14 protein-coding genes and 1 other annotated feature are annotated in these 17916 nt (G+C 35.1%); of the genes, 3 read left to right on the forward strand and 11 right to left on the reverse strand.

All coding sequences use genetic code 11. The annotated features are described in order from the left end of the window. Positions 1–64: 64 nt before the first annotated feature. The 8 genes from ACTNDN_RS11695 to ACTNDN_RS11730 form a co-directional block, all read right to left on the reverse strand. Positions 65–472 (reverse strand): DUF350 domain-containing protein, encoded by a 408-nt coding sequence (locus ACTNDN_RS11695; protein WP_031534791.1) that lies wholly within the window; start codon positions 470–472, stop codon positions 65–67. Positions 473–509: 37 nt separating this feature from the next. Next, positions 510–2861, reverse strand: a complete 2352-nt coding sequence (locus ACTNDN_RS11700; protein ID WP_031534793.1) for an endonuclease MutS2 — start codon at positions 2859–2861, stop codon at positions 510–512. Between the two features lie 70 nt (positions 2862–2931). Next, positions 2932–4647 (reverse strand): DNA polymerase/3'-5' exonuclease PolX, encoded by a 1716-nt coding sequence (gene polX, locus ACTNDN_RS11705; protein WP_031534795.1) that lies wholly within the window; start codon positions 4645–4647, stop codon positions 2932–2934. Between the two features lie 161 nt (positions 4648–4808). Further along, positions 4809–5351, reverse strand: a complete 543-nt coding sequence (locus ACTNDN_RS11710) for a CvpA family protein (protein WP_031534796.1) — start codon at positions 5349–5351, stop codon at positions 4809–4811. A gap of 8 nt (positions 5352–5359) precedes the next feature. Beyond that, positions 5360–5620 carry a cell division protein ZapA gene (gene zapA, locus ACTNDN_RS11715; RefSeq protein WP_031534798.1) on the reverse strand — a complete coding sequence of 87 codons (261 nt, stop codon included), beginning with the start codon at positions 5618–5620 and terminating at the stop codon, positions 5360–5362. 176 nt (positions 5621–5796) lie between these two features. Beyond that, positions 5797–8211, reverse strand: a complete 2415-nt coding sequence (pheT, locus tag ACTNDN_RS11720) for a phenylalanine--tRNA ligase subunit beta (protein ID WP_031534800.1) — start codon at positions 8209–8211, stop codon at positions 5797–5799. Positions 8212–8227: 16 nt separating this feature from the next. Then, a complete protein-coding gene (gene pheS, locus ACTNDN_RS11725) occupies positions 8228–9268 on the reverse strand; it encodes a phenylalanine--tRNA ligase subunit alpha (RefSeq protein WP_031534802.1) in 1041 nt (346 codons plus the stop codon). 66 nt (positions 9269–9334) lie between these two features. After that, positions 9335–9585, reverse strand: a binding site (T-box leader). Positions 9586–9687: 102 nt separating this feature from the next. Continuing rightward, positions 9688–10434: a TrmH family RNA methyltransferase gene (locus tag ACTNDN_RS11730; protein ID WP_031534804.1), complete on the reverse strand. Its 747-nt coding sequence runs from the start codon at positions 10432–10434 to the stop codon at positions 9688–9690. 182 nt (positions 10435–10616) lie between these two features. Here ACTNDN_RS11730 and sspI point away from each other — a divergent pair, with 182 nt between their 5' ends. Beyond that, positions 10617–10823: a small acid-soluble spore protein SspI gene (gene sspI, locus ACTNDN_RS11735; RefSeq protein ID WP_031534806.1), complete on the forward strand. Its 207-nt coding sequence runs from the start codon at positions 10617–10619 to the stop codon at positions 10821–10823. A 51-nt stretch (positions 10824–10874) separates the two neighbouring features. Here the strand turns inward: sspI and xylB are convergent, their stop codons facing one another. Then, positions 10875–12374, reverse strand: a complete 1500-nt coding sequence (xylB, locus tag ACTNDN_RS11740) for a xylulokinase (RefSeq protein ID WP_031534808.1) — start codon at positions 12372–12374, stop codon at positions 10875–10877. A gap of 192 nt (positions 12375–12566) precedes the next feature. Then, on the reverse strand, positions 12567–13874 hold the full coding sequence (xylA, locus tag ACTNDN_RS11745) for a xylose isomerase (RefSeq protein WP_031534809.1): 1308 nt from the start codon (positions 13872–13874) through the stop codon (positions 12567–12569). A 278-nt stretch (positions 13875–14152) separates the two neighbouring features. Here xylA and ACTNDN_RS11750 point away from each other — a divergent pair, with 278 nt between their 5' ends. Next, on the forward strand, positions 14153–15313 hold the full coding sequence (locus ACTNDN_RS11750; protein ID WP_441131276.1) for an ROK family protein: 1161 nt from the start codon (positions 14153–14155) through the stop codon (positions 15311–15313). A gap of 249 nt (positions 15314–15562) precedes the next feature. Next, positions 15563–16675 carry an AI-2E family transporter gene (locus ACTNDN_RS11755; RefSeq protein ID WP_441131277.1) on the forward strand — a complete coding sequence of 371 codons (1113 nt, stop codon included), beginning with the start codon at positions 15563–15565 and terminating at the stop codon, positions 16673–16675. Positions 16676–16767: 92 nt separating this feature from the next. On the opposite strand, the gene ACTNDN_RS11760 is transcribed toward ACTNDN_RS11755, so the two are convergent. Further along, positions 16768–17853: a M42 family metallopeptidase gene (locus tag ACTNDN_RS11760; RefSeq protein ID WP_031534815.1), complete on the reverse strand. Its 1086-nt coding sequence runs from the start codon at positions 17851–17853 to the stop codon at positions 16768–16770. Positions 17854–17916: the final 63 nt, after the last annotated feature.

A 17916-nucleotide genomic window follows, 5' to 3' on the forward strand; every position in this document is an offset into this window, starting at 1 on the left:
TATATTGCTGGAACCAAGTAAAAGGGACCATCACTAAGTGAAAGCCCCTTTAATTTGGTCATTATTAAGAAATGCCTGCTCCTATAACGAAAGATAAACCGATGGATATAATCATGGAAATAAACCCTACAGCTCGATTATCATTTTTTATTTCTTCATCAATCTTAAATTTTGGTGTTAAAAATTCAAAAATGAAATAGCCGATTAGTAATAGTATAAATCCATACACACCCCATACTATCATTGTCAATAAAGAGTCATTATGCATAATCGAATGTCTAAATACATTTGCAATACCGAATATTTTGCCGCCTGTAGCCATAGCAACAGCAATATTGCCATTTTTGATTTCATCCCAATTATTATATTTTGTGACGAGTTCAAAAATAGCCAAAAATACAACTAGGCTTAAAATAACAACACTATAATCTCCTGCCGTTTTTACATATTCATTTTCCCAAAATTGATCCATAAGGTTTCTCCTCTACCATTTTCTTTAAAAGAAGGGATTATTTAAATTCCACTACAGTTACGCCGCTTCCACCTTCTCCTGCTTCCCCAAAACGAATTCTCTTCACCGCTCTATGATTTTTTAAATACTCTTGAACACCTGAGCGAAGTGCACCTGTTCCTTTTCCATGAATAATCGAGACACGAGGATAGCCAGCAAGGAGACTATCATCAATATATTTTTCTACTCTTGCTAAAGCATTCTCGAATCTTTCGCCACGCAAATCTAATTCCAAGCTCACATGATAATCTCTTCCTTTTATTGTAGCAAGCGGTTTTGTTTCCACTACCTTTGGTGCTTTTATGAATTCAAGATCCTTTTCTTTCACTTTCATTTTCATAATGCCAATTTGAACTTGCCATTCCTTATCTGAAACCTTTTCTAGTAATTGTCCCTTTTGATTAAAGGTAAGGACCTTTACTTCATCTCCTGGCTGATAAACATGGTTTGTATTGGCTGCTGCTTGTTGTTTTTTTATTTCTATTTGTGGCGTTGCATCCTCTAAACGTTTTCTAGCATCAATTAATTCATGCTCCTTAATTTCAGCACGTTTTTCAAGCTGCATTTTTCTTAAATCACCAATTACAGCTTCTGCTTCTTTCTTTGCTTCTTCCATAATTTCCTTTGCTTCTTTTTTCGCTTTTTCCTGCAGTGTTTCTTTCTTTTCGTAATATTCCATTACCTGTTTCTGTAAATCACGATGAAGCATTTCTGCTTGCTTTAATAAATCTTTAGCATCTTCATGCTCCCGTTCAGCCTGTCTACGGCTTTCTTCTAAAGAAGCAATCATATTCTCAATTTTATTACTGTCTTCACTAACATGTGAACGAGCCGTTTCAATAACATCTTCTTTTAAACCTAGTCGTTTACTAATCTCAAAGGCATTACTTCTACCTGGTACGCCGATTAGTAATCGATAGGTTGGGCTTAGTGTTTCAATATCAAATTCTACACTCGCATTCACAACACTTTCTCTGTTATATCCGTATGCCTTTAGCTCTGGATAGTGAGTTGTTGCGATAACCCTTGCACCTCTTTTATTTACTTCATCAAGAATAGAGATAGCAAGTGCTGCCCCTTCTTGCGGATCTGTTCCTGCTCCTAACTCGTCGAATAAAACAAGGCTCTCATGGTCCACCTTTTCAAGTATGCCTACGATATTTACCATATGGGAGGAGAAAGTACTCAATGATTGTTCAATAGATTGTTCATCTCCAATATCTGCATAAACGGATTTAAATACACCCATTTCAGAACCATCTAAAACTGGAATTTGGAGTCCTGCCTGCGCCATTAACGTACATAGTCCTACCGTTTTTAAGGTTACCGTTTTACCACCTGTATTTGGCCCTGTTATCACAATCGATTTATACGTATCTCCAAGGACAATGTCATTTGCTACAACAACTTCTGGTGGTATAAGTGGATGCTTAGCCTTAAGAAGTACAATTTTTCCCTCATCGTTGATTTTTGGTTTCGATGCTTTTAAGCGGTGAGCGTATTTGGCTTTTGCAAACATAAAATCAATGTCAGCTAATACCGTAACAATATGCAATAATTCCTCTTCATTTTGCGCAACAAGTGCCGTCAATTGGGTCAAAATACGGTCTATCTCTTGCTGTTCCTTGACTCGAATTCCTTGCAACTCATTATTTAAGGTAACTACAGACTGTGGTTCAATAAACAAAGTTTGCCCTGAAGCACTTTGATCATGAACAATTCCACCATAATTCCCTCTATATTCTTGTTTAACTGGAATAACATAGCGATCATTTCTTATTGTAATAATACTGTCTGAAAGCATCTTTTGGGCATTTGAGGAACGAATCATACTTTCTAGCTTCTCCCGTACCTTTGCTTCGTTTCTACGCAATTGATTTCTCAACGTTCTGAGTGTATCACTTGCACTGTCTAGAACCGAACCCTGTTCATCAATCGCCATCTTTATTTCTTCTTCTAATTCGGCTAATACCGTGATACTATCTGTTAAGGTAAAAAGAATAGGCACAGCTTCTTCTTCATGAAATTCTTCAATGAAACGTTTCATTTGTCTACTAGTATGAACAGTACTTGCAACATGATTTAATTCGATAGGACTCAGCATTCCACCGATAGAAGACCTTTTCACATGGGCACCGATATCATAAATCCCATCAAGAGGAATTGTTCCCCGCATTCGGTATACTTTAGCCGCTTCATCTGTTTCTTCTTGCCATCTTACTACCTCATTGTAATCCGTTGATGGAATTAGTTCTTCTACTTTATTTCTGCCTAAAGAGGAAGAAACATGCTCCATTAATTGCGCTTTTATTTTATCAAATTCTAACGTTTTTAATACTCTTTCCTGCATGGAGTAATCTCCTTTGCTATCCCGCTTATGGGTTAATGATGTTTGTAAGTATTCTCTATTTGCTTATATATTAGCCTTTATACAAAAATTCCAATAGTTCTTCCTTTGTCATCGCATTTAGGACCGTCGATTTTTTAATCCAGCCTTTTTTTGCTGTGGAAACACCTATTGCCATATTATGAAGCTCATGCTTATAATGGGCATCTGTATTAATAACAATCTTCACGCCAGCATCCTGCGCCATTTTAATATACGTAGCATTTAAATCTAAACGGTTCGGATTACTATTTAGCTCCAAAACAGTGTTCGTTTCTTTTGCTAATTGAATAAGCATGTCCATATCGACAGCATATCCATCCCTTTTCCCAATTTTTCTACCAGTTGGGTGTGCAATGATATCGACATACTTATTTTCCATGGCTGCTTTTAAACGAGTCATAATCTTTTCCTTCGATTGGGAAAACGCAGAATGAATGGAAGCAATAACAATATCTAATTCTTTCAATAAATCTTCCTCATAATCTAAAGTCCCATCAGGAAGAATATCCATTTCCGCCCCAGCTAAAATAGTGATATCATCATACTTTGCATTAAGTCTTTTAATTTCTTGTATTTGCTTGCGTACTCTTTCTGGTGTTAATCCATTTGCTACCTTTAAATATTGGGAATGGTCCGTTATCGCCATATATTGATAGCCTAAATGACGGTTCGCTTCTACCATTTCCTCTAATGTATGTGCACCATCACTTGCTGTTGTGTGCATATGCAAATCACCTTTAATATCTTCCAAGGAAATGAGCTCACTTTGATCTGAATAGTTGTCTACTTCTTTTCCATCTTCTCTTATTTCAGGAGGAATGAATGGTAGTCCGAAATAATGATAGAAAGCTTCTTCTGATTCGAAGGTTTTAATTTCTCCTGTTTCATTATTCTCCACACCATATTCGCTTATCTTTTCTCCACGTTCCTTTGCTAGCTGTCTCATTCGCACATTATGTTCCTTTGAACCGGTGAAATGATGTAGCGTTGTTGCAAATTCATTTGGCTTTACTAAACGAAAGTCTATAGAGACGTCGTAATCGAGTCCAAGAACAATACTTACTTTTGTTGCACCTGCTCCAATTACCTCTTTAATAGAGGAAAGCTGAAGCAACTGTGTTTTCACTTGTTCAGGATTCTCTGTTGCAATAATAAAATCTAAATCTTTAATGGTCTCTCTCACTCTTCTTAAGCTTCCTGCTCTTGAATAGCGGACAACCCCCTCCATTTTCGATAATGCCTCTTCAATCGAAACAGCAATTGGGATCATAAAGGCAATCGGTAATCGATCTGGTCTTGATCCAACATTTTGCAGAGATTCTAGTATTTTTTCCTCTGTCTTTTTTCCAAATCCCTTTAACGCTTGAACTTTTCCTTCTAAACAGGCATTTTTTAAATCATCAGCATTTTCAACAGATAGCTCTTTATATAATCTCGCTATCTTCTTCCCACCAAGACCTGGTAGCTGTAGCAAAGGAATTAACCCTTTCGGAACTTCGTCTTTCAATTCTTGCAATACGGAAGACTTTCCTTCTTTTATATATTCTTCTATAACAGCCGCTGTTCCCTTGCCGATGCCAGGCAACTGTGTTAAATCTGTTATCTCGGTTAAATTGTATTCACTTGTTTCTATTGTATTTGCAGCTTTTCGAAAAGCTGAAATTTTAAAAGGATTTTCTCCTTTAAGCTCCATATATATCGCTATTTGCTCTAATAATCGAATAATATCTTTGTTTGTTATTGTCATTTCATCACCTACATGGATATAATAAATCTTCTATTTTCTAAATTCTGCCTACACTACATATCATACCATGAACTTCAATATTTCAATAATGATGTTCGTAATTGCTAACCACACAAAAAACTCCACTAGCTACATACAAAGCTAGAAGAGTTTCCTAATTTCTATGAAGCGATATAGTCGAACCATAAATCTTTAATTTTCTCTGAAAAATAAGGAGTATTTTCTATCATCCAAGCTGCTACAGAGGATTCGTTTAATTGAGCTTGTATAAAATCAATTGGGATTAAAATAGAAATATATAATAGAAGGAATAATAGCAAATACGTTTCGATAAATCCTAATACAGCACCAGCCCATGTATTTAACTGTTTTAAAATTGGAATACTAGCAACAAAATCTATCATACTACCAAGAATTTGCCAAATAATTTTCACGACAAAAAATATCACAATAAAGGAGAATCCTCTGTAAAAAACATCTTCTATATTCGCAGTCTGAATAAAAGAATGTAGAAAACTGCTTTCTCCTGTATTTGGATAGGGAATCCATAGTGTTAATTTTTGCGATAGTGGTATGTAATATTTATTAGCAACAATAAACGCAACAATAAATCCTGTTAAGTGTATAATTTGCATAATAAATCCTCTTTTTAGTCCTCTTAAAAGACCAAAAAGCAGCAATATAACCAAAATAATATCCAACATGAACATTGTCAGTCCTTTTCTCTTTTTAATTCTTCTTCCAGTTCTTTCACTCGATCTTCTAGCTTTACATAGTCATTTACTATATTAACAGCAGTAAGGACTGCTAGTTTATTTAAATCAAGTGAGGGATTCATGACATGAATTTCACGCATTTTTTTATCTACTATGGAGGCAACCAGTCTAACATGACTAGAAGGTTCTTCCCCTATTATTGTATATGGTGTTCCGTATATATCAACATTTGTACGATTTTTAGGGGTATTTGACACGCCCATGCCTCCATTCTAAAGAATCCTAGTTTCTATCATATCATGAACTATTCTTGCTAGGGAAGTCATTCGAATAGATTCTATCTCAAGACTTGTTATAAGGGGAAAGAATTACTATTTCCATCAAGAAAAAAAGCATCCCAAAATAGAACGATGGGATGCTTTTTACTATTTCGTTAGCCTCTTAAAGTAGCTCCTGCTTGTTCTTCCACAGCTGCAAGTACTTTTTCGTGAACTTTACTGATCATTTCATCTGTTAATGTTTGTTCTGGATCGAAATAAGTTAAGGAGAATGCAATTGACTTTTTGCCTTCTTCCATTTTTTCTCCCTCATATAAATCAAACACTTGGACATCTTTCAATAATTTCCCACCGGCATCTCGGATGATTCCTTGAAGATTTCCTGCTAGAATTTGTTTATCCACAACAAGCGCTATATCTCTTGTTACATAAGGGAAGCGAGGAATAGAAGTATAGTGTAAAGCTTCTATTTCTACTGCAAATAATTTGCTTAAGTCTAGTTCAAAGCAATACGTTTCTTTTAAATCTAATTCCTTTTGCATTTGTGGATGAACTTGACCAACAAACCCAATAACGTCTCCATTAAATTCGATTTCAGCCGTTCTTCCTGGATGCATTCCTTCCATTTCCGCTCTTGTAAAAGTAATTTTCTCCGATACACCTAACTTTTGGAACAGACCTTCTAATACACCTTTTACAACAAAGAAATCAACAGCTTTCTTTTCTCCCTGCCATGGATGAGTGCTCCATATTCCCGTCACAGCTCCAGCTAAATGTTCTTTTTCTTCTGGAAGTTCCTGATTTTCATTCGCTAGGAAAACAACTCCTGTTTCATAAACGGCACTGCTCTCATTTTGTCTTGCTGCATTGTATTTTAGTACTTCTAAAAGCTGTGGTACGATACTTTGACGTAATAATGCACGTTCCTCACTCATTGGCATTGCAAGTTTAATTGGATTTCTTTTTTCTAAAGCAAAGCTATGGACTTTCGCTTCATTTGTTAATGAATACGTAATCGCTTGATATAAACCAGCTGATTCCAAATATCTGCGAGCCATACGACGCTTCTTCTGATAAGAAGTTAAGGTACCCGGTGTAGATGCGCCAATAGGCAATGTTTTCGGTAAATTATCATACCCATACAGACGGGCAACTTCCTCGATTAAATCTGCCTCAATGACAATATCATTTCTTCTCGTTGGAACCGTTACTGTGAACGTATCTCCCATAACTTGTGTTGTAAATTGTAGACTGTCAAAAATAGCAGTAACTGCATTTGACTCTAAAGAAGTTCCAAGGGTTTGATTAATTTTAGTTAGCGTAATGGAAACAACTTTTGGTTCAGCTGTTAATGTATCAACCGCTACTTCTCCTTCAAGCACCTCTCCGCTTGCATATAAATGCAATAATTGACATGCTCTATCTGCAGCTATGCGCACTCGATTTGGATCAATCCCTTTTTCATATCTAGCACTTGCTTCACTTCTTAACCCAATCACTTTTGATGATCTGCGAATGACTTTACTGTCAAAATAAGCAGATTCTAATAACACAGTGGTTGTATTAGATTGCACTTCAGAATTAGCGCCACCCATTACTCCAGCAACAGCAATTCCTTCTTTTCCATTCGTGATTAGTAAATTGTCTGCTGATAACGTTCTTTCTGCTTCATCAAGCGTCGTAATTTTTTCTCCACTTTGGGCTTTTCTTACTAGAATTTCTTTTGATCCTATTTTATCATAATCAAAAGCATGCAACGGCTGACCATATTCTAATAAAATATAGTTTGTAATATCTATTACATTGTTATGTGGACGAATTCCTGCTGCCATTAATTTTCCTTGCATCCATAATGGTGATGGAGCGATTTTAATATTCTTAATTACTCTTGCTGTATATAATGGTGTATCTCCATTTTCTTCGACAGATACTTGAATATAATCAGATGCTTTCTCGTTAATAGTTGGATATGCAGTATCAGGTAATTTAACATCTTTTCCTAAGATTGCTGCAACTTCATACGCTACACCAAGCATGCTTAAGCAATCAGCACGGTTTGGAGTTAACCCTAGTTCTAAGACAGCATCATTTCGTTGTAAGTATTCTAGGGCATTTTTTCCAACTTCCACATCGCTTGGAAAAACAAAAATACCTTGCGCATAATCTTTTGCAACCATTTTCCCTTCAATTCCAAGTTCTTGTAAAGAACAGATCATTCCATTTGATTCTTCACCGCGAAGTTTTGCCTTTTTAATCTTAAAGTTCCCAGGAAGTACTGCTCCTACTTTCGCGACAGCAACTTTTTGTCCCTTATCAACGTTAGGCGCTCCACAAATAATTTGAATTGGATCCCCTTCACCTACATCTACTAAGCATTTATTCAATTTGTCTGCATTTGGGTGTTGTTCACGCTCTACAACATAACCGATAACAACATTTTTAATCCCTTCATCAAGAATTTCAACACCTTCCACTTCAATCCCGCTTTTCGTTATCTTTTCCGCTAATTCATCGGGATTAATACCATTCAAATCTACATATTCATTTAACCAATTATAGGATACTAACATTTTTTCTCCTCCACCCTTAATATTCCGGTACTGAAAATTGTTTTAAGAAACGTACATCGTTTGTGTAGAAATGACGAATATCATCAATTCCATATTTCAACATCGCAATTCGCTCTGGACCCATTCCAAAGGCAAAACCAGAATATTTCTTTGAATCAAACCCCGACATTTCCAATACATTTGGATGAACCATTCCCGCTCCTAAAATTTCGATCCAGCCTGTTTTTTTACATACACTACAGCCTGCACCTTTACAGATAAAGCAAGAGATATCTACTTCAACGGAAGGCTCTGTGAATGGGAAAAAGCTTGGACGCAAGCGGATTTCTCTATCTTCCCCAAACATTTTTTTAGCAAAAACTTCCAATGTTCCAATTAAATCGCTCATTCGAATGTTTTCGTCTACTACAAGTCCTTCAATCTGCATAAATTGATGGGAATGTGTCGCATCATCATTATCACGGCGATACACTTTACCAGGACAAATAATTTTCACTGGCCCTTTCCCTTTATGCTTCTCAAGCGTTCTTGCTTGCATTGGAGAAGTTTGTGTTCTAAGTAATGTTTCTTCTGTTATATAGAAAGAATCTTGCATATCGCGCGCTGGGTGATCTTTAGGAAGATTCAATGCTTCGAAATTATAGTAATCATTTTCCACTTCTGGTCCTTCTTCCACGGTATAACCCATACCAATAAAGAGATCTTCAATTTCTTCCACTACTCTTGTAAGCGGATGATGATTTCCTACAGAAACTGGACGACCTGGTAAGGTAATATCAATTGTTTCAGAAGCAATTTTTTCTTGGACAATTGCTTCTTCTAAAGCCTTTTGTTTAGCTTCAATGTGGCTAGTAATATCGTCACGAATTACGTTTACTAGTGCACCCATTTTTGGTCTTTCTTCAGCAGATAGCTTTCCCATTCCTTTTAACACTTCTGTAATTGGACCTTTTTTACCTAAATATGCGATACGAATTTCATTTAGTTCTTTCATATCATTACTGTTTTCAATGCGTGATAGTGCTTCAGCTTGCAGTTCTTTTAATTTATCTTCCATCACTTTTCCTCCTTATATATTGGTTGATTTTGCATGAAAATTGGCATAAAAAAAACCCATCCCCAAAAAAGGGACGAGGTTATTGTCGCGGTACCACCCTAATTAACTTGTATGTATGATAAAACAAGTTCACTTCATTTGGATAACGGTAGTCTATACCGGTACATCTTTACATCATTTCTAAAAAGAAAAAATGGTCCCGATGCCGACTCAGGAGGTGAACTTCATTCATGTTTTTAATAAAAATGCTTACAGTCTGCGGCATTTTCTCCCTTGATTAAAAATCACCAATTACTTTTCTCCATCAATGTCTTTATTCATGTAATTTGTTTTTAATTATAATATATATCTATTCAGTTTTCAAATGCCTTTTTAGCCTAAGATTCCACCATTTCGAAAACTTTATTTAGGAAAACAGATTATTTAAAATAATACATCAAAATCCCAGCTGCTACAGCAACATTTAAGGATTCACTTTTTCCGTAAATAGGGATATACAAGTTGGTATCTGTCTTACTTAAAACTTCTTTGCTTACACCATTGCCTTCATTCCCGACAATCAAACAAAACTCGTCTGTTTTTACTGTTTCTCGGTAATCTCTGCCATTTTCAAGTGCAGTACCGTAAACGGGAACCTTTCTTTCTTTCAATTCCTCTATAAATGCAGGTATATTTGTTTTTATGATTGGCAAGTGAAAATGGCTGCCTTGACCGGATCTAACTACTTTTGGATTGTATATATCAACAGTTCCTTCTCCTATAATAACAGCATCTATCCCTGCTGCATCTGCAGTTCGGATAATGGTTCCCATATTACCAGGATCTTGAACCTGATCAATCGCAATAAAGGTTTGAGCAGTGGATAGTATTTCTTGATGACTTTGCTGTTTGCAGAGTGCAAGAATGCCTTGTGGTGTTTCTGTATCTGAAAGCTCTTTAATGATTTCTTTCGTAACAATTGTTATCGGTATATCTCTATAATTCCAAGCAGGTACATCTATATCTTCAGAAATAATCAAATCGATGATGGCATCTGCTTTGAATGCTTCTTCCACAAGGTGAAAGCCTTCCACCAAAAACGTTCCCGTTTTATCTCTTTCCTTTTTTGTTAATCTTTTTTTCCATTCTTTAATTTGTGGATTTTTTACTGAAAGTATGTGTTTCACTTACTATTCTCCTTCATAATCACCAGATGATCTCTATGTCCTCTATTATAGCTTAAATAAAATACATAATAAACGGCATTAGTGAAATGATAAAAATAGATGTGTTCTACAAAACGTCTATCTAATATCATTTCCAATTGAAATGGTGTTGATAGATAACAATGGAAAGAAGGGTGCTTATTATGAATTTAAATTTACGAAATGCAATAATCCACAATGTTTCTGGAAATTCTCAAGATGAATTAAAAGACACCATCGTGGATGCTATTCAAAATGGGGAAGAGAAAATGTTACCTGGTTTAGGCGTTCTATTCGAAGTAATTTGGAAAAATTCTTCTGAAGATGATAAAATTGAAATGTTGCAGACATTGGAAAATGGACTAAAATAACCAAAAAGAAGGAGATTTCTCCTTCTTTTTGGTTTAGCATTTTAAAATAAACTACTCATTTAACGCATGTAATTTATGTGCAGTTTCTTTTGTTGCTTCATATACACCTTTATAAATTTCATATACCTTTTCATATTTCTTCACATTTTCAGGAATTGGCTGAAACTCTTCCTTATAATGAACAAATTTCTCCACACACTCATTCATCGTTGGGAACCAACCTAATCCAACAGCAGCAATCATCGCTGCTCCTAATCCCGGTCCTTGTTCGACTGTCAAATTAACGACTGGCGCATTAAAGATATCTGCTTGAATTTGTAACCAATTACTGTTTTTTGCTCCGCCACCTACAGAGACAATGCGTGTAAATTGCTTATTTGCATTTTCCTCCATCAATATCTTACTATCATTAAGTGAAAAAGTGATACCCTCCACAACAGCACGTGCAAAGTTATCTAATGTATGCCTTGCATCCATGCCAATAAAACTTCCTCTAATTTGACTATCTGTATATGGTGTTCTTTCTCCCATTATATAAGGCGTAAACAATAAACCATCTGAACCAATTGGCACATTCCCCATATTAGAAAGAAGCTCATCATAGCGTTTATCTGCAGCAAAAGTATTTTTAAACCAATTCAAGCTATATCCGGCAGATAAGGTTACACCCATGGAATAAAAACTGTCTTTTATTGCATGATTGAAATAATGAACTTTTCCTTCATAATCCTGTTGCCCATCTTGCTCATAGGAAAGAAATACGCCAGATGTTCCGATACTTGCTAATCCCATACCTTCTTGCACAATCCCTGCCCCAACTGCTGCACAAGCATTGTCCGCACCTCCAGAAAATACAGCGATTTCATTTGTAAAGCCATACTTATCTGCAAGTTGTTTATTCATTACGCCTATTTTGTCAGAAGACTCGACAAGCTTAGGGAAAATAGATAGTGGCAAATCAAATAATTCAGCAATAGATTCGCTCCAAACCTTTTCTTCCACATTTAGCAATAAGGTGCCAGCAGCATCTGAATACTCCATTTGCTTATTGCCAGTTAAATAGAATCCTAAATAATCTTTTGGCAATAAAAAGTGCTTTGCTTCTTCCCATATGGTCGGCTCGTTTTCCTTCACCCACAGTAGTTTAGGTAAAGTAAATCCTTCTAACGCTTTGTTTTTTGTAATTTGAATAACTTCTTGTCCCGCTTTATCCATTATTTCCAGGCATTGTTTGCTTGTTCTCACATCATTCCATAAAATTGCGTTTCTTAATGGTTTACCATTTCCATCTAATAAAACCAAGCTATGCATCTGTCCAGAGAAACTAATTCCCTCTGTTTCTGATGCTGCTTCTGGAAATGCGGCAATTATTTCTTTTAAGACAATATCCAATGCTTCGATCCAAACATTTGGATTCTGTTCACTATATTTTGGCTGAGGAGTCAGAAGCTCATATTCAGAGCTCTTTGTTATAAGAACCTTGCCTTCTTTATCAACTAACAAGCCTTTTAATGAACTAGTTCCTAAATCAATTCCTATTACATACGACATTTTCACGCTCTCCCTTCCTAAGTCATGTGACAAATGATAAAAGAAAGGGCTGCCTCATTTATAGAGATTTAGACCTCCACAAGTATAAATAGTAGATTATTTTCAATTAGCTCCTACTAATAAACTTGTGATGCCAATTCCTTCTACCTGAGACACCCCTTTATGGTGTTATACCAAATTATTATATTTATATTATACTAAATAATCGTTCAAACGAGATTTTAAGAATTCTAGATGATTTGGCTCATTTTCAATTTGATCATGTTGTAATGCATATTCTGTTAATGTTTTCAAATCTTCTTTACCTTCTACAATGGACTTACCAATTCCAGTTGTATAGCTCATATATCTACGTTCAATTTCTTTGTCGAAGAAACGATCTTCTTTTAGTTTTGCAGCTGATTTTAATCCGCGTGCAAAGGTATCCATACCAGCAATGTGTGCTAGCACTAAATCTTCCATAGAGAAAGAAGAACGGCGTACTTTCGCATCAAAGTTAATACCACCAGGAGCAATTCCTCCGTTTTCTAGCACTTGATACATTGCTAGAGTTGTATCATAGATATTAGTTGGGAATTCATCTGTATCCCATCCAAGCATTACATCCCCTTGGTTCGCATCCAGAGATCCAAGTGCATTATAGCTTCTAGCTACTGCCATTTCATGTTCAAAAGTATGCCCTGCTAATGTTGCATGGTTTGCTTCTAAGTTTAGTTTAAAGTGTTTATCAAGATTGTATTTTTGTAAGAAAGCCATTGCAGTCGCAGCGTCAAAATCGTATTGGTGTTTTGATGGCTCCATTGGTTTTGGCTCAATTAAAAATTGAACTTCATGATTTAATTCTTTTGCGTAATCAACTGCCATATGGAAAAAACGAGCCATGTTGTCTTGTTCAAGTTGTAAATCTGTGTTTAGTAAAGATTCATATCCTTCACGGCCACCCCAGAATACATAGTTTTTGCCGCCAAGCTTTTTACTGATTTCTAACCCTTTTTTCACCTGAGCTGCAGCATATGCAAAAACTTCTGCATTTGATGATGAAGCAGCCCCATGTACAAAGCGAGGATTTGTAAACATATTAGCCGTATTCCAAAGTAATTTAATACCTGTTTGATCCATCTTCTCTTTAATCAAATCTGTGATTACATCTAAATTGTCGAAGAACTCTTGTAATGTTTCCCCTTCTGGAGCAATATCAACATCATGGAAGCAAAAGAATTCAAAGCCCATTTTTTCCATTAATTCAAAGCCTGCTTCTACTCTATTTTTTGCTGTTTTCATTGGTGTTTCACCAAACCAGTTACGAACATTAGTAGCTGCACCAAATGGATCTGATCCATCTTGTGTTAATGTATGCCACCATGCCAAGCTGAATCGTAAATGTTCTTTCATTGTTTTTCCTAAAACTACTTCTTCTGGATTGTAGTGACGGTAAGCAAAAATATTTTCAGTTTTTGGTCCTTCATATTTGACTTCTTTAATCATTGGAAAAAATTCCATGTTAATTCCCTCCTAATTGTTATAAAAGATATTTTTGTTCTTGCTTTAACTTACTTTTTAAAAGTAGCATCTTCTTTCTATTCTATTAAATCATTTTTAATTTGTTAGTTCAGTATACTAACTGCATTAATCATAAATCTAACTATATTTTTTGTCAAGCGCTTACAATAGTATTTTTATTATTTTATCCATAAATTTAATAGAAGTATTTTAATTAGTATGGTAACCTAACAATATGAGCATCGTTATAAGGGGATTAATTAGTTTGGAGGAAAATAATGGTCACAGATAAATATGTAATTAGAGAGCAAAATGCTTCTCTTGTCATGGAGCAAATTGTTCAACATGCTCCCATTTCTCGAGCAAGTCTTTCATCTAATATTGGTTTAAATAAAGCAACTGTATCTGATATAACAAAGAAATTACTTGAGGATAAACTTATTGAAGAAATTGGAATTGGTGAGAGTAGTCATTCTGGAGGAAGAAAACCAATTCTTTTACAACTAAATAATAAAGCAGGTCTTTCAATCGCTATCGAGCTTGGCTATGACTTCATTTCCACAATGGTCACATACCTAGATGGAGAAGTTGTCTTTTACAATAAAGAAAGAGGTATATTTATTACAAAAGAAAATGTCATTGCACATGTTTCAAATATAATTGAAAAATATCAAAAAATAAGCCATCTGACAACCTATGGTATTATCGGAATTGGAATTGCGATTCATGGTATTGTAAATGAAAATACTATCTCATTTACACCATATTATGATTTAGACAAAATGGAACTTTATGAGGAATTAACGAAGCTATACCAGTATCCTATCCATATTGAAAACGAAGCAAATTTAACAGCAATAGGAGAGTCTACTTTTTCTACTGAATTTAATAACTTAATCAGTTTAAGTATTCACAGTGGGATCGGTGCTGGAATTATAATAGATGGTCAATTATTTACAGGACTAGATGGAAGAGCTGGTGAAGTTGGTCATTCTGTGCTTTATCCAAACGGCAAAGCTTGTCCTTGTGGGAATAAAGGTTGCTTAGAGCAGTACTGCTCCGATAAAGTTCTTCTAGAGCTGTTCAAAGAAAAGAAAGAGTTAACAGATGTCAATCCTGATTTATTAGCTGAGCTATATTTTGCTAAAGACCCCCTTGTTCAAGAAATTATTCAAGAACATTGCTATAATTTATCGAAGGGCATAAACAATATAATGACTTTTTTTGCTCCAAAGGTTATATTCATGAACAGTTCTGTCATTCGAAGAATCCCTGAGATACTTTCATTAATCAGCAATAATCTGCAAAGCTCCTTTAATAAAGACATCGTCATTGAAAATTCCAGTTTAGGTTCGAAGGCATCTTTATTTGGGGCTACCGCTTTGAACATTCGTAATTTCTTAAATATTTCCCATCTGAAAATTATTAATACAGATTAACATAGCATTTTGTGTATGGTTCATGGAGTGATACAATCTTGTTTCTAAAAATAACAGATTGTATCATTTTTTCTTATACTTTAAAGGAAATCTTCTTAGGATAAATGAAACTTTTCTCCTCCTTATCTCGTAATATCATTATGAACGTAAAGTGTGATACAATCGTTTAAAATACATAATACAATATTTACAAGAAATTGAATGAATATGCTATACTTGCTATACAAAATAAGAAAAAGGTGAAAAATTTTGACAAAGAAGAAGTTTCATTATTGGTTACTGCAGATCCTCATCATCACTGCCATTATTTATCTCTGCACAAAAATTACGTTTTTATTCAAACCAGTTGCAGTGCTATTTTCCACACTTTTTGTGCCAATTATAATTACTGGTTTCTTATATTTTTTACTTAATCCAATCGTTAAATTTTTGCAAAAAAATAAAATTCCGAAAACACTCGCAATTATTATTCTCTATCTTGCAGTGATTGGAATTATTATTTTGGCAATTGGCAGTGTTGTACCGATGATTAGTAAACAGGTTAGCGAATTATTTAGCAATATTCCTAAATATGCTGATGATGCAGTTCACTATTTCCAATACTTAAATGATACTAAACAGTATAAATGGATTATGAACCAAGAATATGTAAAAATTGAGGATATTACGGAGAACCTAAAGGCTTATGCTCAAACTATTCCAAGCAATATAACAAATGGAATTGGGACAGTTATCAGTACCATGACGAATATCACCATTACTATTGTAACGGTTCCATTTTTACTTTTCTATTGTTTTAAAGATGGTAGCAAATTTCCTGAAGCATTATCAAAATTCTTCCCTTCTTCTTATCGAAAAGAAGGTTTAAGAATTATTAAAGATACAAGTGAAACAATTGCAGCCTATATTCAAGGACAAGTAATAGTAGCTTTGTTTGTAGGAACCTTATCTTTAATCGGCTATTTGAGTATTGGGCTTGATTATGCACTTGTAATGGCCTTAATTGTTGCTGTTACGAATATTATTCCATATGTTGGTCCTTTAATTGGTGGTGCACCAGCTGTTATAATCGCCCTTTTCACATCGCCAACACAAGCGTTCCTAGTTATTATTGTCATTACCATTGCTCAACAGATTGAAGGAAATATCCTATCTCCATTAATTCTAGGAAAAAGGTTGGATACCCATCCAGCAACAATTATTATTTTGTTATTAGTAGCAGGAAATTTAGCAGGAATTTTAGGAATGATTCTTGCCGTACCGACCTATGCTGCTGTCAAAACGATTGTAGTTAATATTAATCGTCTCCTTAAAGCACGGAAAGCAGCTATATTAAATACCCAAATCCCTCCAATCGAGTAAAAGATTTTGGTATAAGTTATAGTATTTTCTTTGAAATAAGAAAAAGGGAATTTGATTTTTGAAGATCAAATTCCCTTTTTTATTTTAGCTGTTTATGCAAATGTCAAGGAATCAACTGTTTCACGATCTAATCTCTTAATAACTTCCACAATTAATTTGACTGCATTTTCATAATCATCACGATGAAGCATTGCAGCATGTGAATGAATATAGCGAGTTGCGATTGTGATCGATAACGTCGGAACTCCTTTATGTGTTAAGTGAATAGAGCCAGAGTCTGTCCCGCCTCCTGGCACACTATCAAATTGATAAGGAATGTTTAGCTCATCCGCTGTATCTGTAACAAGGTCACGTAACCCTTTATGGGAAACCATTGAAGCATCATATAAGATGATTTGTGGACCCTTACCCATTTTACTTAGTGCTTCTTTTTCTGTAACTCCCGGTGTATCTCCAGCTATTCCAACATCAACTCCGAACCCAATATCCGGCTCAATTAAGTTCGCTGCTGTTTTCGCTCCACGAAGACCTACCTCTTCTTGAACTGTTCCAACACCATATACAATATTAGGATGATTGATTTCTTTTAAATTTTTTAATACATCAATTGCAATTGCACAACCAATTCGATTATCCCATGCTTTTGCAAGCAACATTTTTTCATTATTCATTACTGTAAATTCGAAATATGGAACGATCATATCTCCTGGTTTTACTCCCCATTCCATTGCTTCTTCTTTAGAAGATGCACCAATATCAATAAAGATATCCTTAATATCTATTGGTTTTTTTCTTGCTTCTGGGCTTAATACATGTGGAGGTTTAGACCCTGTAATTCCAGTAATTTCGCCTTTACTCGTTACAATCGTTACTCTTTGAGCTAGCATTACTTGGGACCACCAACCGCCTACTGTTTGAAAATAAAGAAACCCTTTATCATCAATACGAGTTACCATAAATCCAACTTCATCCAGATGACCTGCAACCATAATTTTTGGTCCATTTTCCTGACCAACTTTCTTAGCAATTAAGCTTCCTAAATTATCTGTTGTCACTTCATCCGCATATTCTGTTATGTACTTTTTCATTACTTCTCTTGGTTCTCTTTCATTGCCTGGGATGCCTTTTGCATCTGTGAGATCTTTAAGCATCGTTAATGTTTCATCTAATTTGGACATTATTTCGACTCCCTTAATATAATATATTCTTCATTATTATACTAGAAAATAGATATAGTACAA

The sequence above is a fragment of the Niallia sp. HCP3S3_B10 genome, assembly GCF_052064465.1.
Classification (GTDB): Bacteria; Bacillota; Bacilli; order Bacillales; family Cytobacillaceae; genus Niallia; species Niallia hominis.